Source organism: Pseudomonas sp. NY8896 (assembly GCF_039634505.1).
On record NZ_CP132350.1, the window covers coordinates 6,799,136 to 6,824,730 of the forward strand.

The window sequence follows — 25,595 nt, forward strand, 5'->3', positions numbered from 1 at the left end:
CCTGCGCGAAACGAAACAAACCGGCAAATATGATTTTTTCAGCTACTAGCATTAGTGGCACTAATAGTTAGGCGGACAAAAGTCTGACTCAGACGTCAGACGGTCGCGCCACAACCGCTCCATGCCTGTTAGAATGCGCGGCTATTTTCTGGCGACCCCCGGTTTCTAGCATGTCCCGACTCAATCCCCGGCAGCAGGAAGCCCGTGACTATGTCGGCGGCCCTCTTTTGGTGCTCGCCGGTGCAGGCTCGGGCAAGACCAGCGTGATCACGCGCAAGATTGCCCACCTCATCCAGAACTGCGGCATCCGTGCCCAGTACATCGTGGCGATGACCTTTACCAACAAGGCCGCGCGCGAGATGAAGGAGCGTGTCGGCACCTTGCTGCGCCCGGGGGAAGGCCGAGGGCTTACGGTGTGCACGTTCCACAACCTGGGCCTGAACATCATCCGCAAGGAGCACGAGCGCCTCGGCTACAAGCCGGGCTTCTCGATCTTCGACGAGTCCGACATCAAGGCGTTGCTGTCGGACATCATGCAGAAGGAATACTCCGGCGACGACGGCATCGACGAGATCAAGAACATGATCGGTGCCTGGAAGAACGACCTTATCCTGCCGCCAGAGGCCCTGGAAAAAGCGCGCAACCCGCGCGAGCAGACCGCCGCCATCGTCTACACCCACTACCAGCGCACGCTCAAGGCGTTCAACGCGGTGGACTTCGACGACCTGATCCTGCAACCGGTCAAGTTGTTCCAGGAGCACCCTGAAGTGCTGGAGCGCTGGCAGAACCGCGTGCGCTACCTGCTGGTGGACGAATACCAGGACACCAACGCCAGCCAGTACCTGCTGGTGAAGATGCTGATCGGCATGCGCAACCAGTTCACCGTGGTGGGCGACGACGACCAGTCGATCTACGCCTGGCGAGGTGCCCGCCCGGAAAACCTGATGCTGCTCAAGGAGGACTACCCCTCCCTGAAGATCGTCATGCTCGAACAGAACTACCGCTCCACCAGCCGTATCCTGCGCTGCGCCAACGTGCTGATTGCCAACAACCCGCACGCGTTCGAAAAGCAGCTGTGGAGCGAAATGGGCGTAGGCGACGAGATCCGCGTGATCCGCTGCAAAAACGAGGAAGCCGAGGCCGAACGCGTGGCCATGGAAATCCTCACCTTGCACCTGCGCACCAACCGCCCGTACAGCGACTTCGCCATCCTCTACCGGGGCAACTACCAGGCCAAGCTGATCGAACTGAAGCTGCAGCACCACCAGGTGCCGTATCGCCTGTCGGGCGGCAACAGCTTCTTCGGCCGCCAGGAGGTCAAGGACCTGATGGCCTACCTGCGCCTGCTGGTGAACCCGGACGATGACAACGCCTACTTGCGGGTGATCAACGTACCGCGCCGGGAAATCGGCTCCACCACCCTGGAAAAGCTCGGCAACTACTCCACCGAACGCGGCATTTCGATGTACGCCGCCAGCGAGGAGTTGGGCTTGGGCGAGCACCTGGACGCCCGCTACACCGAACGTTTGCAGCGCTTCAAGCACTGGCTGGACGGGGTGCGTCACAAGGTCGCCCTGGAAGACCCGATTGCCGCACTGCACGAGATGATCCGCGACATCGACTACGAGAACTGGATCCGCCAGCAGACCGCCAGCGACAAGGCTGCGGACTTCCGTATCAGCAACGTCTGGTTCCTGGTCGAAGCGCTGAAAAACACCCTCGAGAAGGATGAAGAGGGTGACATGACCATCGAGGACGCCATCGGCAAGCTGGTGCTGCGCGACATGCTCGAGCGCCAGCAGGAAGAGGAAGAAAACGCCGAAGGTGTGCAGATGATGACCCTGCACGCCTCCAAGGGCCTGGAGTTCCCTTACGTATTCATCATGGGCATGGAAGAGGAAATCCTCCCGCACCGCTCCAGCATCGAGGCCGACACCATCGAAGAGGAACGCCGCCTGGCCTACGTGGGCATTACCCGCGCGCGCCAGACTCTGGCCTTCACCTTCGCTGCCAAGCGCAAGCAGTACGGTGAAATCATCGACTGCACGCCAAGCCGGTTCCTCGACGAACTGCCTCCGGACGACCTGGCCTGGGAGGGCCTGGACGATGCACCGGTCGAGGTGAAGGCCGCACGCGGCAACAACGCCCTGGCCGATATCCGGGCAATGCTCAAACGCTGATCAACCATTACTCTTTAACTTTGCCGCTATTTGCGGCCACCTTTGCTACATCGAGGAAAACAAAGTGGAAGCACTGCATCAGAAGATTCGCGAAGAAGGCATCGTGCTTTCCGATCAGGTTCTCAAAGTCGACGCGTTTCTCAACCACCAGATCGATCCGGCGCTGATGCAGCTGATCGGTGACGAGTTCGCCCGCCTGTTCGCCGACGCCGGCGTGACCAAGATCGTCACCATCGAAGCCTCGGGCATTGCCCCGGCGGTGATGACTGGCCTGAAGCTGGGCGTGCCGGTGATCTTCGCGCGCAAGCATCAGTCGCTGACCTTGACCGAAAACCTGCTGACTGCCTCGGTGTATTCCTTCACCAAGCAGACCGAGAACACCGTGGCCATCTCGCCACGCCACCTCAACAGCAGCGACCGCGTGCTGGTGATCGACGACTTCCTGGCCAACGGCAAGGCTTCGCAGGCGCTGATCTCGATCATCAAGCAAGCCGGCGCCACCGTGGCAGGCCTGGGCATCGTGATCGAGAAGTCGTTCCAGGGCGGCCGTGCCGAGCTGGACAGCCAGGGCTACCGCGTTGAATCGCTGGCCCGGGTGAAGTCGCTGGAAGGTGGTGTGGTCAGCTTCATCGAATAAGCACCATTGGGGGCCGCTTTGCGGCCCTTTCGCGGCACAAGGCCGCTCCTACAGGAATACGCATAACCCTTGTAGGAGCGGCCTTGTGTCGCGATGGGCTGCAAAGCAGCCCCAGCTATTCATCAGGACGCCGCCAACCCCGCCAGTAGCAACCGCTGATAAAGCTCTTCCTTCAGCCCATGCGGCCTATCAAGCTGCATCCGCTTCAGGTGCCCCTCATACCCCTCCGGCCCCGGCGCATCCAACGCTGCCTTGCCCAGCTCCAGCACCTCGCTCAGCTTGAACTTGCTCTTCAACCAGTTCAGCGCCCGCAACAAGTCCCGCTCTTCAGCCGTAAAGTCCGTCCCCATCGGGTACTCCGGGAACAACCGCGCATGCCGCGCCTTGATCGCCTCCAGCCGCTGTGGCGTATTGTCGGTAAAGCGAGCGTCCAGCTGAAAGCCCTTGGGCAGCTTGCCGGCCGCTTTGGCCTGCTCGATGAGCCCCTGCTGGAACCGTGAATCACACACCGCCAGCAACCGCGCAATCACTTCGCTGTCGGTCTGCCCACGCAAATCGGCAATGCCATATTCGGTCACCACGATATCGCGCAGGTGCCGGGGGATGGTGCAGTGGCCATAGGTCCAGAACAGGTTCGAGCTCACCTCCCCACCCGCCTCGCGCCAACTGCGCAGCAACAGGATCGAACGTCCGCCCTCCAGCGCATGGCCTTGGGCGACGAAGTTGTACTGCCCGCCCACGCCGCTGAGCACGCGGCCGTCCTCCAGTTGATCGGCCACCCCGGCGCCGAGCAAGGTCATGCCGAACGCCGTGTTGATAAAACGCGCATCGCGTCGCTGACGGCGCTTCAGTTCCTCCTGCCCGTACAGCTCGTTGATGAAGCTGATGCGGGTCATGGCAAACCGCGCGCGCTGTTCCAGTGGCATTTCCCTCAACCGTTGGTAGAACGCCTGCGGGCCAAGGAAAAAACCGCCATGCACCACGGGCCCCTGCTCATCCGCCGGGCGCCGCAGCAGGCCTGCTTCGGCCAGCACCAGCAGGCCGTTGACGAACATTTCGCTGCAGCCGTACAGGCCTTGGGCAAACGTATCCAGCCCCCCTTCCCGCTCGATCAGTGACTGCCAAGGGCCAACATCCAATTCTTCCAGCAAGGCACGGTAGCCTGCGTTGTCACCCTGGCGCGCCAGCAGCGCGGCGGCGACTGCATCACCCATGGCACCGATGCCGATTTGCAAAGTGCCGCCGTCACGCACCAGGCTGCTGGCGTGCAAGCCGATGCAGTGGTCCTGGGTGCCGACCGGCATGTTCGGCGTGGAGAACAGCCGGCGCTGCTCGGCTTCGTCGATCAACAGGTCGAAGGCATCGATGGGCAGTTCCGCATCGCCCGGCATGTAAGGCAGCTCGGCGTGCACCTGGCCGAGCATGAGGATGGTTTCGCCGGCCGCACGGCGCTTGGCGATCATCGGCAGCAGGTCGAGGGTGATGTCGGGGTTGCAGGCCAGGCTCAAGTGAACAGGCTTTTCAGGTGTGGCGGCCACCATTTGCGCAATCAGGTTCAAACCTTTGGCGTTGATGTCGCGGGCGGCGTGGCTGTAATTGCTGCTGATGTAGTCCTGCTGGGCCGATTCGCTGTGCAGCAGGCTGCCGGGCTGCATGAAGAACTGCTCTACGCGAATGTTTGGTGGCAGGCTGTCGTTGCGCAAGTCGGCGAGGTAGGTGAGCTCTTCGTAGTCGGCGAAGACGCGCTCGACGAAGGGTTCGAGAAAGCGCCGTTGCAGGCCGTCACCCAATGGCGGGCGGCCGAGGGACAACGCGGTGTAGATGGTCAGCCGTCGCTCGGGCAACTCGCGCACTCGGGCGTAGAGCGCGTTGACGAATGCATTGGGTTTCCCCAAGCCCAACGGCAGGCCCATGTGGATATGAGCAGGCAGGCGCGACAGGACTTGCTCGACAGCCAGGTCGATGGAGCAGAGGTGCATCGGGGCCTCCTGAGACATCCATGGGTTCAGGGGTTGGACACAGTCCGAGCGTGATTGGTTGCCTGTACCGGCCCCTTCACGGGCGAACCCGCGACAGGGAGAGTGCCGGCACCCCAAAAACAAAGCCCGCCATCAATGGCGGGCCTCGTGCGATTCAGCTGTGTCTTACAGCCCGGACATTTTCTTGATCGCCCCTTTCAGGTCGTCATCCGAGCAGTCCGCGCAGGTGCCTTTGGGCGGCATGGCGTTGATACCGGTAATGGCCTTGGCCAGGATACCGTCGAGGCCGCCCTGGTGATCGGCGCGCTCTTTCCACGCGGCGGTATCGCCAATTTTCGGTGCCCCCAGCAGGCCAGTGCCATGACAGGCATTGCAGTGCTTGGCGATGATGTCATCTGGCGTCTTGGCGCCCCCGCCCCCCGCTGCTGCAGCCACTTCCATGCCCTTGCATTCCTGGCCCTGGACGCACACCTGGCCAACCGGTTCCAGGCGTTTGGCGATGTCGTCATTGGTCGCAGCGGTTGCGCTCATTGCCCAGAGGGCGAATACGGCTGCTGGTACGGCCAGCATCTTCTTGATTTGGTTCACGCGAACACCCTCATGGTGGCTAATCACGCTCGCGGCCACGGATCGGCGAGCGTTGAAAAGTATAGCGGGAACCCAGAGGCCGTGAAACGACCCCACACAGGAAAGGGGTATTGCCGAATCAATGCACTGCGCTGGATCAAAAGTTTGAAGGCGTCGCCGCACTGATCAACCGCGCCGGCTGGTCGAACGGGTTGCGAAAGCGATGCGGGCGGGTGCTTTCAAAGTAGTAGCTATCGCCTTCTTCGAGGATGAAGATCTCGTTGCCGACCACCAGTTCCAGGCGCCCCTCAAGCAGGATGCCGGTTTCCTCGCCGTCGTGGGTGAGCATCTCGGCACCGGTGTCGGCACCTGGCGGGTACACCTCGGTGAGAAAGGCGATGGCACGATTGGGGTGCGACTTGCCGACCAGCTTCATGGTCACCGCACCGTCCGAGATATCGATCAGCTCATGGGCCTTGTAGACGATCTGCGTGGGGCTTTCAGGTTCCAGCTCGACCGAAAAGAACTCGACCATGGACATGGGAATCCCACTCAACACCTTGCGCAGCGAGCTGATGGAGGGGCTTACGCTGTTCTTCTCGATCATCGAGATGGTGCTGTTGGTCACGCCGGCACGCTTGGCGAGTTCGCGCTGGGACAGGCCCTTGAGCTTGCGGATGGCTTGCAGTCGTTCGCCGACGTCCAAAGCTGGAGCCTCCTGAAACGGTGGGAAGGGGGGTGAATGTGAACGATATCATGGCAATGCCGTTCAGTATTTACAACACACCGCCCTTCAACCTGTCCGCTTCAGCGTGTCATTCGCCGATGTAGTCCCGCGGCACCCGCTTCAAGTTGCAGAAGATCTGGTACGGAATGGTGCCCGCCTGTGCGGCCACTTCGCTGGCCAGCACCTGCTTGCCCCACAGTTCGACCGGGCTGCCGACGGTGGCTTGAGGCACGTCGGTCAGGTCGATGTTGAGCATGTCCATCGACACCCGGCCAATCAGCTGGGTGCGCTGGCCGGCGACCAGCACTGGGGTGCCGTTGGGCGCCTGGCGTGGGTAACCATCGGCGTAGCCCATGGCGACCACACCAACGCGGGTTGGCCGTGGGCTGACGAACTTGGCGCCATAGCCTACCGGCTCGCCGGCAGGCAACTCACGCACGCTGATCACCCGAGATTGCAGGGTCATCACCGGCTGCAACCGCGCGGCTTCTGCCTGGGGCACTTCGAACGGCGTGGCGCCGTACAGCATCAGGCCCGGGCGTACCCAGTCACTGGGCGCCTGCGGCCAACCCAGCACGCCGGGCGAGTTGCGCAGGCTGCATTCGGCCGCCAGGCCCTGGCGGGCGGCCTCGAACACGGCGATCTGCTGGGCGGTAGCATCAGCGTCCAGCTCGTCGGCACGGGCGAAGTGGCTCATCAATACGATGCGCGAAACCTTGCCGCTGGCCAGCAGACGCTGATAGGCGTCGTGGTAGTCCTTGGGGTGCAGGCCAACACGGTGCATGCCGCTGTCTAGCTTCAGCCAAACGGTGAGCGGCTTGTGCAGCTGGGTTTTCTCGATGGCTTCGAGCTGCCACAGCGAGTGCACCACGCACCACAGGTCGTGCTCGGCAATCAGCGCCAGCTCGCTGGCTTCGAAAAAGCCTTCCAGCAACAGCACCGGGGCCTTGATACCGGCGGCGCGCAGCTCCAGCGCCTCTTCGATGCAGGCCACGGCGAAGCCGTCGGCTTCGGCCTCCAGGGCCAGGGCGCAGCGCACGGCACCGTGGCCATAGGCATCGGCCTTGATCACGGCGAGGGCTTTGGCACCGGTCAGTTCACGGGCCAGACGGTAGTTGTGGCGCAGGGCCTGGAGGTCGATCAGGGCGCGGGCGGGACGCATGGCGGCTGCCTTATGGTGGTTCACAGGTTGAAAACGGTGTTGGGTTCTTCGCGGCTAAAGCCGCTCCCACAGAGGACCCCTCAATGTCCATGAACATGCGGTCCGTGTGGGAGCGGCTTTAGCCGCGAAGAGGCCGGTGCAGGCTATTACTGCTGGTGAGCCGGCGCGGTCTGCCCGTGCTTGGCCACTTCCCGGCTGTTGCCATAACGGGAAATGTCCAGGCCTTCGGCACTGATCTGCGGCTTCTTGCGCGCGATCAGGTCGGCCAGCAGGCGACCGGAGCCACACGCCATGGTCCAGCCCAAGGTACCGTGACCGGTGTTCAGGAACAGGTTACGGAACGCTGTGGCGCCAACGATTGGCGTGCCGTCCGGGGTCGCCGGGCGCAGGCCGGTCCAGAAGCTGGCCTGGCTCAGGTCACCGCCGCGAGGATAAAGGTCGTTGACGATCATCTCCAGCGTTTCGCGCCGACGCGGGTTCAGCGACAGGTCAAAACCGGCGATTTCAGCCATGCCGCCGACACGGATGCGGTTGTCGAAACGGGTGATGGCGACTTTGTAGGTTTCGTCGAGGATGGTCGACGTCGGCGCCATGTCGCCGTTGGTGATCGGCACGGTCAGCGAGTAGCCTTTCAGCGGGTACACCGGGGCTTTGATGCCCAGCGGCTTGAGCATCTGCGGCGAGTAGCTGCCCAGCGCCAGCACATAGCGGTCGGCAGTTTCCAGCTTGCCGTCGATCCACACACCATTGATGCGGTCGCCTGCGAAGTCCAGGCGCTGGATGTCCTGGCCGAAGCGGAACTCCACGCCCAGTTTCAGCGCCATGTCGGCCAGTTTGGTGGTGAACAGCTGGCAGTCGCCCGTCTGATCATTTGGCAGGCGCAGGGCACCGGCCAGGATGTCTTTGACGCCGGCCAGGGCAGGTTCGACGCGGGCAATGCCGTCGCGGTCGAGCAGCTCGTAAGGCACGCCGGACTGCTCGAGCACGGCAATGTCCTTGGCCGCGGCATCCACCTGGGCCTGGGTGCGGAACAGCTGGGTGGTACCCAGGCTGCGGTTTTCGTAGTTGATGCCGGTTTCGGCGCGCAGTTCATCGAGGCAGTCACGGCTGTACTCGGACAGACGCACCATGCGCTCCTTGTTCACCGCGTAACGGCTGGCGGTGCAGTTGCGCAGCATCTGCGCCATCCACAGGTACTGATCGACGTCGCCGGTGAGCTTGATGGCCAGGGGCGCGTGGCGTTCGAGCAGCCACTTGATGGCCTTCAGTGGTACACCAGGGGCGGCCCAGGGCGAGGCGTAGCCGGGCGAGATCTGGCCGGCGTTGGCAAAGCTGGTTTCCATGGCCACCGCCGGCTGGCGGTCGACCACCGTCACTTCAAAACCTTGCCGGGCCAGGTAATAGGCACTGGCGGTTCCGATTACACCGCTACCAAGTACCAAAACTCGCATCGTTCTATCCCTCACACGCGGCACGCCGCAGACTTTTATTGAAATGGCATGAATGCGCGCAGTATAGGAATTTGAGACCAGTGCAATTCACTATATAAAAGCCTATTATTGGCGAGAATTCTCGGCAAAATCGCCTTTCACGGAGGGGCATCCCCTATGAGAACCCAGCACCAGAGCAAGCGTGAACTGGACAAGATCGACCGCAACATCCTGCGGATCCTGCAGAATGACGGCCGTATTTCCTTCACCGAACTGGGCGAGAAAGTTGGGCTGTCCACAACCCCTTGCACCGAGCGGGTTCGCCGCCTGGAGCGCGAGGGCATCATCATGGGCTACAACGCCCGCCTGAACCCGCAGCACCTCAAGGGCAGCCTGCTGGTGTTCGTGGAAATCAGCCTGGACTACAAGTCGGGCGACACCTTCGAGGAGTTCCGCCGTGCGGTGCTGAAGCTGCCGCACGTACTGGAGTGCCATTTGGTATCCGGTGACTTCGACTACCTGGTGAAGGCGCGTATTTCGGAGATGGCCTCGTACCGCAAGCTGCTTGGCGACATCCTGCTGAAGCTGCCGCACGTGCGCGAATCGAAGAGCTACATCGTGATGGAAGAAGTCAAAGAAAGCCTCTGCCTGCCGATCCCGGACTGAGGCTAGACCAGCACCTGGCGGGTGGTGGCTATGAACTGGTGGACCAGCTGCTCGGCGGCGGGGTCGATCATCGGCTCAGGGCCACGGCCACGCGGGCAGGCCATGCGCGGGGTTGTGCCGAACAGGCGGCAGATCATCGGCCGCTCTTCATACACCGTGCAGCCATCGGGGCCCAGGTGCACGCAATCCAGGCGCTCCAGAGCGGCTTCCTGCTCGGCCTGGGACTTGCGCGGCAGGCGGGCCATCTCTTCCGCCGACGTGGTGACCGGGCCACAGCAGTCGTGGCAGCCGGGCTCGCACTCGAATGAGGGGATGAGTTCGCGCAGGAAGTGGATCTTGTGGCGGTTGCAGGACATGGCCTAGTACAAAGCGGGTAGATAAGTTGGATTATAAGCCCATTCGCGGGCAAGGCCGCGAACGAGGGCGCAGCCCTCGCCTTGTTGCCCACCACCCTACCCCGGCTTATCCTCCTCCCCTAGCCCACCACCCCCAGGAACGAGCCAATGGTCCACAGCGCGCAGCACGCCGCCTCCTATTACGCCGCCAGCAGCGCGCCACACCCTGACTACTCCTTCCTGCAAGGCGAGCACAGCGCCGATGTATGTATCGTCGGCGGCGGCTACTCGGGCCTCAACACTGCCATCGAGCTGGCCGAACGCGGCTTATCGGTGATCCTGCTGGAGGCACGCAAACTTGGCTGGGGTGCCAGTGGGCGAAATGGCGGGCAACTGATCCGTGGCGTCGGTCACGGCCTGGAGCAGTTCCTCCCGGTGATTGGCGAGGACGGCGTGCGCAGCATGAAGCTGATGGGCCTGGAAGCCGTGCAGATCGTCCGCGAGCGCGTCGAGAAGCATGCCATCGCCTGCGACCTGACGTGGGGCTACTGCGACCTGGCCAACAAACCCGCCGAACTGCTGGGCTTTGCCGAAGACGCCGAGGAGCTGCGCAGCCTGGGCTATGCGCATGAGCTACGGCTGGTCGGCAAGGACGATATCCACAGCGTGGTCGGTGCCGACTGCTATGTGGGCGGGCTGATCGACATGGGTTCCGGCCATCTGCACCCGCTGAACCTGGCCCTGGGCGAAGCGGCCGTGGCCAGCCGCCTGGGCGTGAAGCTGTTCGAGCAGTCCGAGGTCACCCGCATCGACTACGGCCCCGAAGTGCAGGTGCATACCGCCCAGGGCCGGGTACGCGCCAAGACATTGGTACTGTGCTGCAACGCCTACCTCAACGGCCTCAACCGCGAGCTGGGCGGCAAGGTGCTCCCGGCCGGTAGCTACATCATCGCCACCGAGCCACTGGGCGAAGAACGCGCCCGCACATTGCTGCCGCAGAACATGGCGGTGTGCGACCAGCGCGTGGCGCTGGACTACTACCGCCTGTCCGCCGACCATCGCCTGCTGTTCGGCGGTGCCTGCCACTATTCAGGGCGCGACCCGAAAGACATCGCCGCCTACATGCGGCCGAAGATGCTCAAAGTGTTCCCGCAGTTGGCCGACGTGCGCATCGACTACCAGTGGGGCGGCATGATCGGCATTGGCGCCAACCGCCTGCCGCAGGTCGGCCGCCTGGCCAGCCAGCCGAACGTGTATTACGCACAGGCCTACTCGGGCCATGGCCTCAACGCCACCCACCTGGCCGCGCGCCTGTTGGGCGAGGCCATCAGTGGCCAGCAAAGCGGGCGCTTCGACCTGTTCGCCAAGGTGCCACATATCACCTTCCCTGGCGGCAAGCACCTGCGCTCGCCGCTACTGGCGTTGGGGATGCTGTGGCACAGGCTCAAAGAGCTGGCCTGACAGCTGGCGCGGTCAGTGTAGGAGCGGCCTTGCGTCGCGAAAGGGGTGCGAAGCGCCCCCAGGTTTCCAGCTTCGCCACAGATATCGCTGGGGCCGCTTTGCGGCCCTTTCGCGACGCAAGGCCGCTCCTACAGGGACCGCGCAGCGTCACATTGGTCAGTCCTTCCAGAAGGGTTTGCGCCCCTCTGTACGGGCCTGCTCCCAGCTCAGCCCGACATCGCGCAACTCGTCATCGGTCAGTTGCAGCAGCGCCCTGCGGGTATGCCAGCGATGCAGCATCAGCCCCAAACGCCCGAGTCCTTGCGGCGCGTTGAACACCTTGGCCTGCTGCCCGGCTTCCAGCTCCTTGGCCAACAGTTGCAAGCGTACATCGCTCATGCCACCCATCACTGCACCCTCCCGTTCAGTTGATACCGTGGAGAAAGCATGCGCGTCGGCACCATCGACAATACAGATCCAATACAGCCTTATTATTCCCATACAGAATTGGTCATTGGCCGACTGAATGCTGTATTTTCACCCCAACTGTACCGGTCGCTATGCCAATGCAGCGCAGGAGTATGCCGTGACCCTTTACCTGAACCTCGCCGAACTACTCGGCGCCCGCATCGAGCAGGGCCTGTACCGCCCCGGCCAACGCCTGCCGTCGGTACGAGCCCTGAGCGTGGAGCATGGGGTCAGCCTAAGCACCGTGCAGCAGGCCTATCGCATGCTCGAAGACAGCGGCATGGTCTCGCCACGGCCCAAGTCCGGCTACTTCGTCAGTGACCACCGCCACCTGCCGGCCCTGCCTGCCGTCAGCCGCCCGGCCCAGCGCCCGGTGGATATTTCACAGTGGGAGCAGGTGCTGGAGCTGATACGCAGCACCCCGCGCAAGGACGTGATCCAGCTTGGTCGTGGCATGCCCGACATCGACAGCCCCACCCTGAAGCCGCTGCTGCGCAGCCTCGCCCAGCTGAGCCGGCGCCAGGACATGCCTGGCCTGTACTACGACAACATCCATGGCAACCTGGCCCTGCGCGAACAGGTGGCCCGGCTGGTGCTCGACTCCGGCTGCCGCCTGGGTGCTGCCGACCTGGTGATCACCACCGGCTGCCATGAGGCGTTGTCCTGCAGCATCCGAGCGGTTTGCGAGCCTGGCGACATCGTTGCGGTCGACTCGCCGAGCTTCCACGGCGCCATGCAAACCCTCAAGGGCCTGGGCATGAAAGCGCTGGAAATCCCCACTGACCCGGTCACCGGCATCAGCCTGGAAGCGCTGGAGCTGGCTCTGGAGCAGTGGCCGATCAAACTCATCCAGATCACCCCCAGCTGCAACAACCCGCTGGGTTACATCATGCCCGAGGCGCGCAAGAAGGCCCTGCTGAGCCTGGCTCAACGCTATGACGTGGCGATTCTGGAAGACGATGTGTACGGCGACCTGGCCTACACCTACCCGCGCCCGCGCACCCTCAAGTCGTTCGACGACGATGGCCGCGTGCTGCTCTGCAGCTCGTTCTCCAAGACCCTCGCCCCCGGCCTGCGGGTCGGCTGGGTGGCGCCCGGGCGCTACCTGGAGCGCGTGCTGCACATGAAGTACATCAGCACTGGCAGCAGCGCCAGCCAGCCGCAACTGGCCATCGCCGACTTCATCGCCGGCGGGCACTACCAGCCCCACGTGCGGCGCATGCGTAGCCAGTACCAGCGTGGCCGCGACCTGATGAGCGACTGGGTAACCCGTTATTTCCCGCCAGGCACCCGGGTCAGCCGGCCCCAGGGCGGCTTCATGCTGTGGGTGGAATTACCCGAACATTTCGATACGCTGCGGCTAAACCGCGCTTTACTGGAGCAGGGCGTGCAGGTTGCCGTAGGCAGCATCTTCTCGGCCTCGGGCAAGTTCCGCCACTGCCTGCGCATGAACTTCGCCGCGCGGCCGACGCCGCAGATCGAAGCCGCCGTGCGCAAGGTAGGTGAAACCGCCCTTCGTCTACTGGATGAAGAAAGCGCCGACGCGTAACTTTGCGCCGCCCGCCACGGTCCAACCCCTAAAGCCCTTGCTGCACAGGACGATCCACCCTTGACACTCCAGCGAGCCTTGCCTCTGCTGCTGGTGCTGTCGCTCGGCCTTGCCGGCTGCGCCAGCGTCAGTGCGCCCCGCGAAACCAGCCAGGCGCTGCCCGCCAACGACTCGGCATTCGGCCGTTCGGTGCTACGCCAGGCCGCGCCATACGGCGGCCGCTCGGGCTTTCGCCTGCTGCCCAACAGCAACGAGGCATTCCGCGCCCGTGCCGAGCTGATCCGCAACGCCCAGGCGAGCATCGACCTGCAGTACTACATTGTCCACGACGGCCTCAGCACCCGCGCCCTGGTGCATGAGCTGCTGCGCGCCGCCGACCGTGGCGTGCGCGTGCGCATCCTGCTGGACGACACCACCAGCGATGGCCTGGACACCATCATGGGCACCCTCGATGCCCACCCGAACATCCAGATTCGTGTGTTCAACCCGCTGCACCTGGGCCGCAGCACCGGTTTTACGCGCGCTGCCGGCCGGCTGTTCAACCTGTCGCGCCAGCACCGGCGCATGCACAACAAGCTGTTCCTGGTGGACAACAGCATGGCCATCGTCGGCGGGCGCAACCTGGGCGACGAGTATTTCGATGCCGAGCCCAACCTCAACTTCACCGACATCGACTTGCTAGGTGTGGGCCCGGTGGCCGAGCAGCTGGGGCACAGCTTCGACCAGTACTGGAACAGCGCCCTTAGCCGGCCGATCACCGACTTCCTCTGGTATGACCCGGATGCCAACGACCTGCGTGCCAGCCGCCACCGCTTGGAAGTGTCGCTGGCCGAAGCCAGAACCCGGCGCAAGGCCCTGTACGATCGCTTGATGGCCTACCAGTCGCAGCCGCGCCTGGACGTCTGGCGCAATGAGCTCATCTGGGCCCACGCCCAGGCGCTATGGGATGCGCCAAGCAAGGTGCTGGCCGACGACGAACCAGACCCGCAACTGCTGCTGAGCCAGCAACTGGCGCCGGACCTGGCCAGCGTGCACCGCGAGCTGATCCTGATGTCAGCCTACTTCGTACCGGGCGAACCGGGCCTGCTGTACCTGACCGGCCGCGCCGACGCCGGCGCCTCGGTGAAGCTGTTGACCAATTCGCTGGAGGCAACCGATGTGCCGGCGGTGCATGGCGGTTATGCGCCCTATCGCCGTGCCTTGCTCGAGCATGGCGTGCAACTGTTCGAACTGCGCCGCCAGCCGGGCGACCCCAGCGCGAGACGGCTGAGCTTGCGTGGCAGTTCAGATTCAAGCTTGCACACCAAGGCAATCGTGTTCGACCGGCGCAAGACGTTCATCGGCTCGTTCAACTTCGACCCACGTTCAGTGCTGTGGAACACTGAAGTTGGGGTACTGGTGGACAGCCCGGAGCTGGCTGAATACACCCGCGAGCTGGCCCAACAGGGTATGGCGCCTGCGTTGAGCTACCAGGTGAAGCTGGTAGGCGACAAGCTGGTGTGGGCAACCGAGGACCATGGCCAGCGGCATATGCTGACCTCTGAGCCAGGGGGGATCTGGCGGCGGTTCAATGCCTGGGTCAGCAAGGCGGTTGGCTTGGAGAAGATGCTGTAGCCGCAAATGCGGGGGGCCGCCTTGCGGCCCCAAAATCCATCAGGCAGACACTGCCTCGAAAGCCCCGCGCCGCTGGGTCAACACCACCAGCCCGGCAGCCCCTGCTGCCATCAGGAACAACAACGCATGCCCGCTGACCCACTGGCTCCCCGCCCCCGCCAGCAAAGGCCCGAGCAAGCAGCCAATACCCCACAACTGCGCAACATGGGCATTGGCCCGCACCAATTCATCATCCCGGTAGCGCTCGCCAATCAGCACCAGCGACAGGGTAAACAGGCCACCAGCACTGGCGCCGAACAACACCCACAACGGCCAGATCACCGGCGTATGCAACAGCAGCGGAATCGCCAGGCTGGAAACCAGCAACGTCACTGCACAGCCTGTAAACAGCGTACGGCGCGACATATGGTCAGCCAGCGCGCCGATAGGCAACTGCAACACTGCATCACCCACCACCACGGTACTGACCATGAACAGGGCGATTTCGGTGCTGAAGCCCTGCTGCAGGCAATACACCGGCAGCAAGGTGAGGATCATCGCCTCGAACGAAGCGAACAGGGCAATGGCCCAGGCGATTACCGGCAAACGCCGGCAGAAGGCGAACAGGTCGCGGAAGGTGACACTGCAGGCTTCGGTGCTCGGCGCACCGCCACGCCCCAGCAGCACCAGCGGCGCGGCCAGCAACAGGCCGGTCGCGGCCCAGAAACCGAAGTCGTCATCAGAGCCGAGAAAGCCCAGCACCAACGGCCCGGCCAGCTGGCTCAGGGCGTAGCTGCTGCCATACAGCGCCACCAACCGGCCACGCCACTGCTCGACCACCAATTGGTTGATCCAGCTTTCGCCGAGGATAAACACCACGGTCAGGGACATGCCGATCATCAGCCGCAGCAGCAGCCACAGCGGGTAACTGGGCAACAGTGCGAGCAGGCCGATCGACAGCGCCCCACCCCACAGGCACAGGCGCATCGCCGAAGGCACGCCCACCCAGCCTGCCAGGCGGCTGGCCAGGCTGGCACCTGCCAATACCCCCAGCGCCGGCATCGCCGCCATCACGCCGATGGCAAAGCTGCCGTAGCCCCAGGCCTCCAGGCGCAGGGACACCAGCGGCATGCTCACGCCGAGCGCCAGCCCGACGCTGAGCACCGATGCCAGTACGGCGAAATAGGTACCCCAACGCATTGCAGCCTCCCAGCAGAATTCTTGAACAGCAAAAACGACGAAGCCGGGGCAGCGTAAGCCGACCCGGCTATGGCTGGGGCTGCTGTGCAGCCCCCTTCACTGGATTACAGCTTGATCCAGGTCGCCTTCAGCTCGGTGTATTTCTCCAGCGCATGCAGCGACTTGTCACGGCCGTTACCCGACTGTTTGAAGCCACCGAACGGCGCGGTCATATCGCCGCCGTCGTACTGGTTGACCCAGACGCTGCCAGCGCGCACGGCACGGGCGGTCTTGTGGGCCTTGGAAATGTCCGAGGTCCAGATACCAGCCGCCAGGCCATACGGCGTGTCGTTGGCAATGGCGATGGCTTCTTCGGCGGTGTCGAAGGCGATCACCGACAGCACAGGGCCAAAGATTTCTTCCTGGGCAATGCGCATGGCGTTGGTCACGCCGTCGAAGATGGTCGGCTCGACGTAGGTGCCGCCAGTCTCTTCCAGGGTGCGCTTGCCGCCGGCCAGCAGCTTGGCGCCGTCCTGGTGGCCAGCCTCGATGTACGACAGCACGGTGTTCATCTGCTGGGTGTCGACCAGGGCACCGACCGTGGTCTGTGGGTCCAGCGGGTTGCCTGGCTTCCAGCCTTTGAGGGCCTCGACCACCATCGGCAGGAATTTGTCCTTGATCGAACGCTCGACCAGCAGACGCGAGCCTGCGGTGCACACTTCGCCTTGGTTGAAGGCGATGGCGCTGGCAGCGGCCTCAGCGGCAGCTTGCAGGTCCGGCGCATCGGCGAAGACGATGTTCGGGCTCTTGCCGCCGGCTTCCAGCCAGATGCGCTTCATGTTCGATTCGCCCGCGTAAACCATCAACTGCTTGGCGATCTTGGTGGAACCGGTGAACACCAGGGTGTCGACGTCCATGTGCAGGGCCAAAGCCTTGCCCACGGTGTGGCCGTAACCTGGCAGCACGTTCAGCACACCAGCCGGGATGCCGGCCTCGATGGCCAGCTGGGCGATGCGAATGGCCGTCAGCGGCGATTTTTCGGACGGCTTGAGCACCACCGAGTTACCGGTGGCCAGCGCAGGGCCGAGTTTCCAGCAAGCCATCAGCAGCGGGAAGTTCCACGGCACGATGGCACCCACCACGCCCACCGGTTCGCGGGTAACCAGGCCAAGCTGGTCGTGCGGGGTCGGGGCGACTTCGTCGTAGACCTTGTCGATGGCTTCGGCAGTCCAGTGGATGGCTTGGGCCGCACCTGGGATGTCGATGCTGGAGGAGTCGCCGATCGGCTTGCCCATGTCCAGGGTTTCCAGCAGCGCCAGCTCTTCGACGTTCTTGCGCAGCAGGTCGGCGAAGCGAATCAGCTTGGCCTTGCGCTTGGCCGGAGCCAGTTGCGACCAGACGCCGGAGTTGAAGGTGGCACGGGCGTTTTCCACAGCGCGATTGGCATCGGCCAGGTCGCAGCTGGCAACCTTGGCCAGGAAGCGTCCGTCGACCGGGCTCAGGCACTCGAAGGTTTCACCGGATGCGGCATCGGTGTATTCGCCGTTGATGAAGGCACGGCCTTCGATCTTCAGTTGCTGGGCACGTTGTTCCCAGTCCGCACGGGTCAGGGTGGTCATACGAAACTCCTCCTCTTGTTTAGGTGCAACGCCGCACTGAGGACTCACAGGCGTTGTCAGAATTCTGGCCGGGCGACGAGCGCACACTGGCTAGCGATACCCTAAACCAGCCGGTGTAAACTATCAATATATTTGACACGGAAGGCCCAAATGCCTACTGATGTTCATTTTATTAAACAACAACAGGAGCCGCACCATGCGCATAGACAGCATCATCGACTTCGCCCAGGTCATCACAGAGGCCGAACGCTACCGCCCAGCGGCGGAAAAAATCCTCAAGGGTGAGCCAGACCAGGCGGTCTACAACCACTATTCCAGCCCGTGCGGGCAGTTTGCCGCTGGCGTGTGGGAGGGTGAGGTGGGCCAGTGGACGGTGAACTACACCGAGCATGAATACTGCGAGATCGTTCAGGGCGTTTCGGTGCTGCGCGACCAGGACGGCGGAGCGAAAACCCTGCGTGCCGGCGATCGGTTTGTCATCCCCGCCGGGTTCAAGGGCACCTGGGAGGTGCTGGAGCCGTGCCGCAAGATCTATGTGATGTTCGAGCAGAAATGACCTGAGGCCAACGCAGGCATAAAAAAACCCGCGTCCTTTCGGATGCGGGTTTTTTCAGGTTGCCGATCAATTACTTGATCTTGGCTTCCTTGTACACCACGTGCTTGCGAACAACCGGATCATATTTCTTGATCTCGATTTTGTCCGGAGTGGTGCGCTTGTTCTTGTCGGTGGTGTAGAAGTGGCCGGTACCGGCACTCGAAACCAGACGGATCAATTCACGCATGATGTTCTCCCTTAAACCTTGGCGCCAGCTTTACGGATGTCAACCAGAACGGCGTCGATGCCGCGCTTGTCGATGATACGCATGCCCTTGGCGGAAACGCGCAGACGCACGAAACGCTTCTCGGATTCAACCCAGAAACGGTGGTGCTGCAGGTTCGGCAGGAAACGACGACGGGTTTTGTTGTTTGCGTGGGAAATGTTGTTCCCGGTTACTGGACCCTTACCAGTAACTTGACAGACTCTCGACATGACTCAGCCCTCTAAAACCACATGCCCAACCCGGCATGGGTTGGCCGCTTAATCTCTCAGTCTTTGGCGCCTGGGCGCCGTGATTCTGGAGGTCTTATCGACCGGATCCGCTTATGCGACAGGCCGAGCCCCTAGAAAAGAGCGCTGCTTTATACCAGAAAGACTTGGCTGCAACAACAGGAGATGCACATTGCCGCACGCCAGAACGCGCCGGGCCAGCATAGCGGCAGGCCCCGCCAGCCGTCGACCACTCGTCGCCAGATTTGTAAAAAAGGGTGTGGTCATTTGCCGGCAGGCGCACTAGGGTAAGCCTTTTCCAGACTGCACTGGCAGATGGGCCACTGACAGCCAAGGAGCCACCATGCGTGCTGCCGCCCTTTCCTTATTGTTCAACTCTCTGTTCGCCGCCGGCGCTCTGTTCGCTGCCGGCGCAGCTCAGGCCGCGCCGCTGAGCGTTTGCAGCGAAGCCAGCCCCGAAGGCTTCGACGTGGTGCAGTACAACTCGCTGACCACGACCAACGCCACGGCTGACGTGCTGATGAACCGCCTGGTGGAGTTCGACGCGGCGCAAGGCAAGGTGGTGCCAAGCCTGGCGGCCAGTTGGACAGTATCGGCCGACGGCCTGGTGTATGACTTCACCCTGCGCGACGGCGTGAAGTTCCACAGCACCGCCTACTTCAAGCCAAGCCGCGAGCTGAACGCCGACGATGTGTTGTTCAGCTTCCAGCGCATGCTCTACCCGGCACACGCGTGGCACAAGACGGCACCGGGCGGCTACCCGCATGCTCAGTCGCTGCAGTTGGGCAGCCTGATCAAGGCGATCGAGGCACCTGCACCGAACGCCGTGCGCTTCACCCTCAGCCACCCGGACGCTACCTTCCTGGCCACCCTGAGCATGGGCTTCGCCTCGATCTACTCCGCCGAGTATGCCGACAAGCTGCTCAAGGCCGGCACGCCCGAGAAGCTCAACAGCCAGCCGATCGGCACCGGGCCGTTCGTATTCCAGCGCTTCCAGAAGGACGCCGTGGTGCGCTACCGCGCCAACCCGGACTACTTCGCCGGCAAGCCGGCGGTCGACCCGCTGATCTTCGCCATTACCACCGATGCCAATGTGCGCCTGCAGAAGCTCAAGCGGGGCGAGTGCCAGGTTGCCTTGTCGCCCAAGCCGCTGGACATTGCCGAAGCAGGCAAGGACAGCAACCTCAAGGTAGCCACGACGCCGGCGTTCATGACCGCCTTCGTCGCCATCAACAGCCAGCACCCACCGCTGGACAAGCCAGAAGTGCGCCAGGCCATCAACCTGGCCTTCGACAAGCAGGCTTACCTCAAAGCCGTGTTCGAAGACTCCGCAGTGGCCGCCAACGGCCCCTACCCGCCCAACACCTGGAGCTACGCCAAGGACCTGCCCGGCTACCCGCTGGACCTGAAGAAAGCCAAGGCGCTGCTGGCCAAAGCCGGCTTGGCCGAAGGCTTCAGCACCACCATCTGGACCCGCCCGTCGGGCAGCCTGCTCAACCCCAACCCCAGCCTTGGCGCCCAGATGCTGCAAGCCGACCTGACCAAGATCGGCATCAAGGCCGAGATTCGCGTGATCGAATGGGGCGAGCTGATCCGCCGCGCCAAGGCCGGCGAGCATGACTTGCTGTTCATGGGCTGGGCAGGCGACAACGGTGACCCGGACAACTTCCTCAGCCCGCAGTTTTCCTGCGCGGCGGTCGAGTCGGGCACCAACTTTGCCCGCTTCTGCGACAACCGCCTGGACCAGCTGATCAGCGCCGGGCGCACCACCAACGACCAAAGTGTGCGCAGCCGGCTTTACCAGCAGGCGCAGACGCTGATTCAGCAGCAGGCGCTGTGGGTGCCACTTGCGCACCCGACGGCGGCGACCTTGCTGCGCCAGGAGGTCGAGGGGTATCAGGTGAGCCCGTTCGGGCGACTGGATTTCAGCAAGGTGTCGGTGACCAAGTAAACCTGCACCGGCCTCTTCGCGGGCTCGCCCGCGAAGAGGCCCTAACAGGCAGCACAAAGGCCTAAGCCACAATCCACCCATGCTCGACCATCGACAACGGCTCCCCGTCGCCGATGATAATGTGGTCCAGCACCCGCACATCGATCAATGCCAGCCCCCTCTTCAGCGACAGGGTCAAATGCACATCGTCCTGGCTCGGCTCACTGCTACCCGAAGGGTGGTTGTGGCACAGGATCAAAGCCGCTGCGTTATGCAGCAACGCCCGCCGCACCACCTCCCGAGGGTAGACACTTGCCCGGTCTATCGTGCCCCTGAACAGGATTTCGAAAGCCAACGGCCTGTGCTTGCTGTCGAGAAACAGGCAACCGAAAACTTCACTGACCTCATGGCGCAACATGGCCTTGAGGTACCGCCGCACCGCCGCCGGGCCGTCAAGAGCCGCTGCGCGCTTGATGTTCTCGTCCAGATATCGCCGACCAATCTCCAACAGCGCCTGCAACTGTGCGTACTTCACCATCCCAATGCCTGGCTCACGTAACACCGCTTCGCGCTCAGCTTCAAGAAACTGCCTGAGCCCGCCGAAACGCACCAACAGCCCCCTCGCAAGGTCCAACACATTGCGCCCGGCAACGCCAGAGCCCAGCAACACGGCAAGCAATTCGGCGTCCGTCAACACCACCGCCCCTCGCTGCAACAACTTCTCCCTAGGCCGTTCTTCCGCCGGCCACTCCCTGATATTCATCCCCGCCCCCTGCCCTTGCTGCGGCCCATTTCGACCCTGTGTTAATCTATTTCGCCTCGTACATGCGACGTACTGCCGCAGGCAATTTCAAACGTCGCCGCCCGCTCTCACTGGAAAAAGGCAAGCCTATGCAGCGGCTGTATCGCAAGCGCATCGTTCTCGGCGTGGGTGGCGGCATTGCCGCCTACAAAAGCGCCGAGCTGATTCGCCGTCTCCTGGAGCACGGCGCGCAGGTGCGCGTCGTCATGACCCGTGGTGGTGCCGAGTTCATCACCCCGCTGACCCTGCAGGCGCTGTCGGGCCACCCGGTGCACATGGACCTGCTGGACCCGGCCGCCGAAGCGGCCATGGGCCATATCGAACTGGCCAAGTGGGCCGACCTGGTGCTGATCGCCCCGGCCACGGCCGACCTCATGGCGCGCATGGCCCAAGGCATGGCTGACGACCTGCTGACCACCCTGGTGCTGGCCACCGACGCCACCGTCGCCGTCGCCCCGGCCATGAACCAGGCCATGTGGCGCGACCCGGCTACACAAGCCAACCTTGAGCTGCTCAAGAGCCGTGGCATCCAGGTGTTCGGCCCTGCCTCCGGCAGCCAGGCCTGTGGTGACGTGGGGCTTGGCCGCATGCTCGAAGCCACCGACCTGGCCTGGTGCGCCGCAGAAAGCTTCAAGCGCCAGGCACTGACCGGCAAGCACGTGCTGATCACCGCCGGCCCGACCCAGGAAAACATCGACCCGGTGCGCTACATCACCAATCATAGCTCCGGCAAGATGGGCTTCGCCCTGGCCGAAGCGGCTGCCGAAGCCGGGGCTCGGGTTACCCTCGTCACCGGCCCTGTGCACCTGCCAACCCCCGACCGGGTCAGCCGCATCGACGTGGTCAGCGCGCGGGACATGCTCGCGGCCTGTGAAGCGGCCATGCCGTGCGACCTGTTCATTGCCTCGGCGGCGGTCGCGGACTACCGTCCTGAAGTGGTTGCCACACAGAAACTCAAGAAAGATCCTACGACCGGCGACGGCATGCTGCTGCAGATGGTGCGCAATCCCGATATCCTTGCCACCCTTGCTGGCCGCGCCGACCGCCCGTTCAGTGTCGGCTTCGCCGCCGAAACCGAGCACTTGCTCGATTACGCCACGCGCAAGCTCAAGGACAAGAACCTCGACCTGATCGTCGCCAATGATGTGGCCAACCCCAGCATCGGCTTCAACAGCGAAGAAAACGCCTTGACCGTGATCGACCGCCAGCAGCACCAGACTCTCTTCGCGCAGACCAGCAAGGGCAAGATCGCCCGGCAACTGGTCGCCTTCATCGCCGAACGGCTCAACCAGGTTCAATAAGTTACATGCACGCTCTTCAAGCCAAGATCCTCGACCCACGCCTGGGCAGCGAATTCCCGCTGCCGACTTACGCAACCCCCGGCTCCGCCGGCCTGGACCTGCGCGCCCTGCTCAAGGAAGACACCGTCCTCGAGCCAGGCCAGACCCTGCTGATTCCGACCGGCCTGTCGATCTATATCGGCGACCCAGGCCTGGCGGCAGTCATCCTGCCGCGCTCGGGCCTGGGCCATAAGCACGGCATCGTGCTGGGCAACCTGGTCGGCCTGATCGACTCGGACTACCAGGGCGAGCTGATGGTTTCGTGCTGGAACCGCAGCAACACGCCGTTCACCATCGCAGTTGGCGAACGTATCGCCCAGCTGGTGCTGGTACCGGTGGTGCAGGCCCATTTCGACATCGTCGAAGCATTCGATGAAAGCCAGCGTGGCGCTGGCGGCTTTGGTCATTCCGGCAGCCACTGAGCCGGCAAATGACCGTTCAGGCCAAGGATGGCGAACTCTCTGGCGAAAGCACCGTCCAAGCGTTCAGTTTGCGCCTGCCCAGAAAGCCTTTGATTATTGGAGCTTCCAGAGATGAACGACATGGCCCACCTGGTCCCCGCCGCACTACCAGACAGCATTTTCCGCGCGTATGACATTCGCGGCGTGGTCGGCAAAACCCTTCATGCCGATACCGCCTACTGGATCGGCCGCGCCATCGGTGCACAGAGCCTGGCCCAGGGCGAACCGCAGGTTTCGGTAGGGCGCGATGGCCGCCTGTCGGGCCCGATGCTGGTCGAACAGCTGATCAAAGGCCTGGTCGATGCCGGTTGCCAGGTCAGCGACGTTGGCCTGGTACCCACCCCGGCGCTGTACTACGCGGCCAATGTGCTGGCCGGCAAGTCCGGCGTGATGCTGACCGGCAGCCACAACCCGTCGGACTACAACGGTTTCAAGATCGTCATTGCCGGCGACACCCTGGCCAACGAGCAGATCCAGGCCCTGCTGACCCGCCTGAAAACCAACGACCTGACCCTGGCCCAAGGCCGCGTGGAAAAGGTCGAGATCCTTGACCGCTACTTCCAGCAGATCGTCGGCGACGTAAAGCTGGCGAAAAAGCTCAAGGTGGTGGTGGACTGCGGCAACGGCGCCGCCGGCGTGATCGCACCGCAGCTGATCGAAGCCCTGGGCTGCGAAGTGATCCCGCTGTTCTGCGAGGTCGACGGCAACTTCCCCAACCACCACCCAGACCCAGGCAAGCCGGAAAACCTCGAAGACCTGATCGCCAAGGTCAAGGAAACCGGCGCTGACATCGGCCTGGCCTTCGACGGTGACGGCGACCGCGTCGGCGTGGTGACCAACACGGGCAGCATCGTCTACCCCGACCGCCTGCTGATGCTGTTTGCCCAGGATGTACTGGCGCGCAACCCCGGTGCCGAGATTATCTTCGACGTCAAATGCACCCGTCGCCTGACCCCGCTGATCGAGCAACACGGCGGCCGCGCGCTGATGTGGAAGACCGGCCATTCGTTGATCAAGAAGAAGATGAAACAGACCGGTTCGCTGCTGGCCGGCGAAATGAGCGGTCACATCTTCATCAAGGAACGCTGGTACGGTTTTGACGACGGCATCTACAGCGCCGCGCGCCTGCTGGAGATCCTCAGCAAGGCCGGGCAGAGCGCCGAAAACCTGTTTGCCGCCTTCCCGAACGATATTTCCACGCCGGAAATCAATATTGATGTGACCGACGAGGGTAAATTCAGCATCATTGATGCACTGCAACGCGACGCCGACTGGGGCGAAGCCAGCCTGACCACCATCGACGGTGTGCGGGTGGACTACGCCCACGGCTGGGGCCTGGTTCGCGCCTCCAACACCACCCCGGTGCTGGTGCTGCGCTTCGAGGCCGACAGCGACGCCGAATTGCAACGTATCAAGGATGTATTCCGTACCCAGTTGCTGCGGGTTGAGCCTGAGCTGCAACTGCCGTTCTGACCGACTATCTGTTCCTTACAGGAGCCCTGCATGACCCTCGATCGCGATGCCGCTTCCCATGTAGCCGAGGTTTTGTCCGAAGCACTGCCTTACATCCGCCGCTTTGTCGGCAAGACCCTGGTGATCAAGTACGGCGGCAACGCGATGGAAAGCGAGGAGCTCAAGACCGGCTTCGCCCGCGACATCGTGCTGATGAAGGCTGTGGGCATCAACCCCGTGGTAGTCCACGGTGGCGGCCCGCAGATCGGCGACCTGCTCAAGCGCCTGTCGATCGAAAGCCACTTCATCGATGGCATGCGCGTCACCGACTCGGCGACCATGGATGTGGTGGAGATGGTGCTGGGTGGCCAGGTGAACAAGGACATCGTCAACCTGATCAACCGCCACGGCGGCAGCGCGATCGGCCTGACCGGCAAGGATGCGGAGCTGATCCGCGCCCGCAAGCTGACCGTCAGCCGCCAGACGCCCGAGATGACCACCCCGGAAATCATCGACATCGGCCACGTGGGCGAAGTGGTGAGCGTGAACACCGACCTGCTGAACATGCTGGTGAAAGGCGACTTCATCCCGGTGATCGCGCCAATCGGCGTGGGCGCCAACGGTGAGTCGTACAACATCAACGCCGACCTGGTGGCAGGCAAGGTAGCCGAGGCGCTGAAGGCCGAGAAGCTGATGCTGCTGACCAACATCGCCGGCCTGATGGACAAGCAGGGCCAGGTACTGACCGGCCTGACCACCGAGCAGGTCAACGAACTGATCGCCGACGGCACCATCTATGGCGGCATGCTGCCGAAGATCAGGTGTGCGCTGGATGCGGTGCAGGGCGGCGTGAACAGCTCGCACATCATCGATGGCCGCGTGCCGAACGCTGTGCTGCTGGAAATCTTCACCGACAGCGGCGTGGGTACCCTGATCACCAACCGCAAGCCGCGCTGAGTGATTGATTAGCCGGTACAGGTGATACAAAAAAGGCGACCCTCTTGCGAAGGTCGCCTTTTTCGTTACCAGGC

24 protein-coding genes are annotated in these 25,595 nt (G+C 63.1%); 12 read left to right on the forward strand and 12 right to left on the reverse strand.

Features of this window, described 5'->3' with window-relative positions:
* The first annotated feature begins 170 nt into the window (after window positions 1-170).
* The gene (gene rep, locus Q9451_RS30775) at window positions 171-2,180 is read left to right on the forward strand and encodes a DNA helicase Rep (RefSeq protein WP_012274805.1); all 2,010 of its coding nucleotides are present in this window, start codon (window positions 171-173) and stop codon (window positions 2,178-2,180) included.
* Window positions 2,181-2,244: 64 nt separating this feature from the next.
* Window positions 2,245-2,817 carry a xanthine phosphoribosyltransferase gene (locus Q9451_RS30780; protein ID WP_003253535.1) on the forward strand — a complete coding sequence of 191 codons (573 nt, stop codon included), beginning with the start codon at window positions 2,245-2,247 and terminating at the stop codon, window positions 2,815-2,817.
* A gap of 122 nt (window positions 2,818-2,939) precedes the next feature.
* On the opposite strand, the gene Q9451_RS30785 is transcribed toward Q9451_RS30780, so the two are convergent.
* The 5 genes from Q9451_RS30785 to dadA all read right to left on the reverse strand — a co-directional run bounded on the left by Q9451_RS30785 (window position 2,940) and on the right by dadA (window position 8,703).
* On the reverse strand, window positions 2,940-4,796 hold the full coding sequence (locus Q9451_RS30785) for an acetyl-CoA hydrolase/transferase C-terminal domain-containing protein (protein ID WP_012274806.1): 1,857 nt from the start codon (window positions 4,794-4,796) through the stop codon (window positions 2,940-2,942).
* Between the two features lie 165 nt (window positions 4,797-4,961).
* Entirely contained in the window at window positions 4,962-5,366 is a 405-nt protein-coding gene (locus Q9451_RS30790) for a c-type cytochrome (protein WP_033693936.1), read from the reverse strand.
* Window positions 5,367-5,520: 154 nt separating this feature from the next.
* Window positions 5,521-6,069, reverse strand: coding sequence for a cupin domain-containing protein (locus tag Q9451_RS30795; protein WP_012274808.1), 549 nt, complete (start codon window positions 6,067-6,069; stop codon window positions 5,521-5,523).
* Between the two features lie 109 nt (window positions 6,070-6,178).
* Complete coding sequence (gene alr, locus Q9451_RS30800) at window positions 6,179-7,252, reverse strand: alanine racemase (RefSeq protein ID WP_012274809.1); 1,074 nt, start codon at window positions 7,250-7,252, stop codon at window positions 6,179-6,181.
* A 146-nt stretch (window positions 7,253-7,398) separates the two neighbouring features.
* On the reverse strand, window positions 7,399-8,703 hold the full coding sequence (dadA, locus tag Q9451_RS30805) for a D-amino acid dehydrogenase (RefSeq protein ID WP_012274810.1): 1,305 nt from the start codon (window positions 8,701-8,703) through the stop codon (window positions 7,399-7,401).
* Between the two features lie 156 nt (window positions 8,704-8,859).
* Between dadA and dadR the strand changes: the two genes are divergently transcribed.
* Complete coding sequence (dadR, locus tag Q9451_RS30810) at window positions 8,860-9,348, forward strand: transcriptional regulator DadR (protein WP_003258963.1); 489 nt, start codon at window positions 8,860-8,862, stop codon at window positions 9,346-9,348.
* 2 nt (window positions 9,349-9,350) lie between these two features.
* Here the strand turns inward: dadR and Q9451_RS30815 are convergent, their stop codons facing one another.
* The gene (locus Q9451_RS30815) at window positions 9,351-9,704 is read right to left on the reverse strand and encodes a YkgJ family cysteine cluster protein (protein ID WP_012274811.1); all 354 of its coding nucleotides are present in this window, start codon (window positions 9,702-9,704) and stop codon (window positions 9,351-9,353) included.
* 147 nt (window positions 9,705-9,851) lie between these two features.
* On the opposite strand from Q9451_RS30815, the gene Q9451_RS30820 reads away from it, so the two are divergent.
* A complete protein-coding gene (locus tag Q9451_RS30820; RefSeq protein ID WP_012274812.1) occupies window positions 9,852-11,144 on the forward strand; it encodes an FAD-binding oxidoreductase in 1,293 nt (430 codons plus the stop codon).
* A gap of 156 nt (window positions 11,145-11,300) precedes the next feature.
* On the opposite strand, the gene Q9451_RS30825 is transcribed toward Q9451_RS30820, so the two are convergent.
* Window positions 11,301-11,531, reverse strand: a complete 231-nt coding sequence (locus Q9451_RS30825; protein ID WP_012274813.1) for a DUF1127 domain-containing protein — start codon at window positions 11,529-11,531, stop codon at window positions 11,301-11,303.
* A gap of 178 nt (window positions 11,532-11,709) precedes the next feature.
* On the opposite strand from Q9451_RS30825, the gene Q9451_RS30830 reads away from it, so the two are divergent.
* Entirely contained in the window at window positions 11,710-13,140 is a 1,431-nt protein-coding gene (locus tag Q9451_RS30830) for a PLP-dependent aminotransferase family protein (protein ID WP_171577243.1), read from the forward strand.
* A gap of 60 nt (window positions 13,141-13,200) precedes the next feature.
* Entirely contained in the window at window positions 13,201-14,754 is a 1,554-nt protein-coding gene (locus Q9451_RS30835; protein WP_012274815.1) for a phospholipase D family protein, read from the forward strand.
* Between the two features lie 39 nt (window positions 14,755-14,793).
* On the opposite strand, the gene Q9451_RS30840 is transcribed toward Q9451_RS30835, so the two are convergent.
* Together Q9451_RS30840 and Q9451_RS30845 are read right to left on the reverse strand one after the other, a co-directional pair.
* Window positions 14,794-15,933 (reverse strand): MFS transporter, encoded by a 1,140-nt coding sequence (locus Q9451_RS30840; protein WP_012274816.1) that lies wholly within the window; start codon window positions 15,931-15,933, stop codon window positions 14,794-14,796.
* A 104-nt stretch (window positions 15,934-16,037) separates the two neighbouring features.
* Window positions 16,038-17,531, reverse strand: a complete 1,494-nt coding sequence (locus Q9451_RS30845) for an aldehyde dehydrogenase (RefSeq protein ID WP_012274817.1) — start codon at window positions 17,529-17,531, stop codon at window positions 16,038-16,040.
* A gap of 196 nt (window positions 17,532-17,727) precedes the next feature.
* Between Q9451_RS30845 and Q9451_RS30850 the strand changes: the two genes are divergently transcribed.
* The gene (locus Q9451_RS30850) at window positions 17,728-18,087 is read left to right on the forward strand and encodes a cupin domain-containing protein (RefSeq protein ID WP_012274818.1); all 360 of its coding nucleotides are present in this window, start codon (window positions 17,728-17,730) and stop codon (window positions 18,085-18,087) included.
* Window positions 18,088-18,157: 70 nt separating this feature from the next.
* Here the strand turns inward: Q9451_RS30850 and rpmG are convergent, their stop codons facing one another.
* Both rpmG and rpmB read right to left on the reverse strand, forming a co-directional pair.
* The gene (gene rpmG, locus Q9451_RS30855; protein WP_003253507.1) at window positions 18,158-18,313 is read right to left on the reverse strand and encodes a 50S ribosomal protein L33; all 156 of its coding nucleotides are present in this window, start codon (window positions 18,311-18,313) and stop codon (window positions 18,158-18,160) included.
* Window positions 18,314-18,324: 11 nt separating this feature from the next.
* Window positions 18,325-18,561: a 50S ribosomal protein L28 gene (gene rpmB, locus Q9451_RS30860; protein WP_003253504.1), complete on the reverse strand. Its 237-nt coding sequence runs from the start codon at window positions 18,559-18,561 to the stop codon at window positions 18,325-18,327.
* Between the two features lie 361 nt (window positions 18,562-18,922).
* Here rpmB and Q9451_RS30865 point away from each other — a divergent pair, with 361 nt between their 5' ends.
* Window positions 18,923-20,530: an ABC transporter substrate-binding protein gene (locus Q9451_RS30865; protein WP_012274819.1), complete on the forward strand. Its 1,608-nt coding sequence runs from the start codon at window positions 18,923-18,925 to the stop codon at window positions 20,528-20,530.
* Window positions 20,531-20,591: 61 nt separating this feature from the next.
* Here the strand turns inward: Q9451_RS30865 and radC are convergent, their stop codons facing one another.
* Window positions 20,592-21,272, reverse strand: coding sequence for a DNA repair protein RadC (gene radC / locus Q9451_RS30870; protein ID WP_012274820.1), 681 nt, complete (start codon window positions 21,270-21,272; stop codon window positions 20,592-20,594).
* 128 nt (window positions 21,273-21,400) lie between these two features.
* Between radC and coaBC the strand changes: the two genes are divergently transcribed.
* The 4 genes from coaBC (at window position 21,401) to argB (ending at window position 25,521) form a co-directional block, all read left to right on the forward strand.
* On the forward strand, window positions 21,401-22,612 hold the full coding sequence (coaBC, locus tag Q9451_RS30875) for a bifunctional phosphopantothenoylcysteine decarboxylase/phosphopantothenate--cysteine ligase CoaBC (RefSeq protein ID WP_012274821.1): 1,212 nt from the start codon (window positions 21,401-21,403) through the stop codon (window positions 22,610-22,612).
* A gap of 5 nt (window positions 22,613-22,617) precedes the next feature.
* The gene (gene dut, locus Q9451_RS30880) at window positions 22,618-23,073 is read left to right on the forward strand and encodes a dUTP diphosphatase (RefSeq protein WP_012274822.1); all 456 of its coding nucleotides are present in this window, start codon (window positions 22,618-22,620) and stop codon (window positions 23,071-23,073) included.
* Window positions 23,074-23,184: 111 nt separating this feature from the next.
* A complete protein-coding gene (locus tag Q9451_RS30885) occupies window positions 23,185-24,585 on the forward strand; it encodes a phosphomannomutase/phosphoglucomutase (protein ID WP_012274823.1) in 1,401 nt (466 codons plus the stop codon).
* A 30-nt stretch (window positions 24,586-24,615) separates the two neighbouring features.
* Window positions 24,616-25,521: an acetylglutamate kinase gene (argB, locus tag Q9451_RS30890; RefSeq protein ID WP_012274824.1), complete on the forward strand. Its 906-nt coding sequence runs from the start codon at window positions 24,616-24,618 to the stop codon at window positions 25,519-25,521.
* Window positions 25,522-25,595: the final 74 nt, after the last annotated feature.

Coding starts and splice junctions, on each gene's coding strand:
- argB (WP_012274824.1), top strand. CDS start 24,616: ATGACCCTCGATCGCGATGCCGCTTCCCATGTAGCCGAGGTTTTGTCC.
- Q9451_RS30825 (WP_012274813.1), bottom strand. CDS start 11,531: ATGGGTGGCATGAGCGATGTACGCTTGCAACTGTTGGCCAAGGAGCTG.
- dut (WP_012274822.1), top strand. CDS start 22,618: ATGCACGCTCTTCAAGCCAAGATCCTCGACCCACGCCTGGGCAGCGAA.
- alr (WP_012274809.1), bottom strand. CDS start 7,252: ATGCGTCCCGCCCGCGCCCTGATCGACCTCCAGGCCCTGCGCCACAAC.
- dadA (WP_012274810.1), bottom strand. CDS start 8,703: ATGCGAGTTTTGGTACTTGGTAGCGGTGTAATCGGAACCGCCAGTGCC.
- Q9451_RS30815 (WP_012274811.1), bottom strand. CDS start 9,704: ATGTCCTGCAACCGCCACAAGATCCACTTCCTGCGCGAACTCATCCCC.
- Q9451_RS30850 (WP_012274818.1), top strand. CDS start 17,728: ATGCGCATAGACAGCATCATCGACTTCGCCCAGGTCATCACAGAGGCC.
- rep (WP_012274805.1), top strand. CDS start 171: ATGTCCCGACTCAATCCCCGGCAGCAGGAAGCCCGTGACTATGTCGGC.
- radC (WP_012274820.1), bottom strand. CDS start 21,272: ATGAATATCAGGGAGTGGCCGGCGGAAGAACGGCCTAGGGAGAAGTTG.
- Q9451_RS30790 (WP_033693936.1), bottom strand. CDS start 5,366: ATGCTGGCCGTACCAGCAGCCGTATTCGCCCTCTGGGCAATGAGCGCA.
- coaBC (WP_012274821.1), top strand. CDS start 21,401: ATGCAGCGGCTGTATCGCAAGCGCATCGTTCTCGGCGTGGGTGGCGGC.
- Q9451_RS30885 (WP_012274823.1), top strand. CDS start 23,185: ATGAACGACATGGCCCACCTGGTCCCCGCCGCACTACCAGACAGCATT.
- Q9451_RS30785 (WP_012274806.1), bottom strand. CDS start 4,796: ATGCACCTCTGCTCCATCGACCTGGCTGTCGAGCAAGTCCTGTCGCGC.
- Q9451_RS30840 (WP_012274816.1), bottom strand. CDS start 15,933: ATGCGTTGGGGTACCTATTTCGCCGTACTGGCATCGGTGCTCAGCGTC.
- rpmG (WP_003253507.1), bottom strand. CDS start 18,313: ATGCGTGAATTGATCCGTCTGGTTTCGAGTGCCGGTACCGGCCACTTC.
- rpmB (WP_003253504.1), bottom strand. CDS start 18,561: ATGTCGAGAGTCTGTCAAGTTACTGGTAAGGGTCCAGTAACCGGGAAC.
- Q9451_RS30865 (WP_012274819.1), top strand. CDS start 18,923: ATGCGTGCTGCCGCCCTTTCCTTATTGTTCAACTCTCTGTTCGCCGCC.
- dadR (WP_003258963.1), top strand. CDS start 8,860: ATGAGAACCCAGCACCAGAGCAAGCGTGAACTGGACAAGATCGACCGC.
- Q9451_RS30820 (WP_012274812.1), top strand. CDS start 9,852: ATGGTCCACAGCGCGCAGCACGCCGCCTCCTATTACGCCGCCAGCAGC.
- Q9451_RS30845 (WP_012274817.1), bottom strand. CDS start 17,531: ATGACCACCCTGACCCGTGCGGACTGGGAACAACGTGCCCAGCAACTG.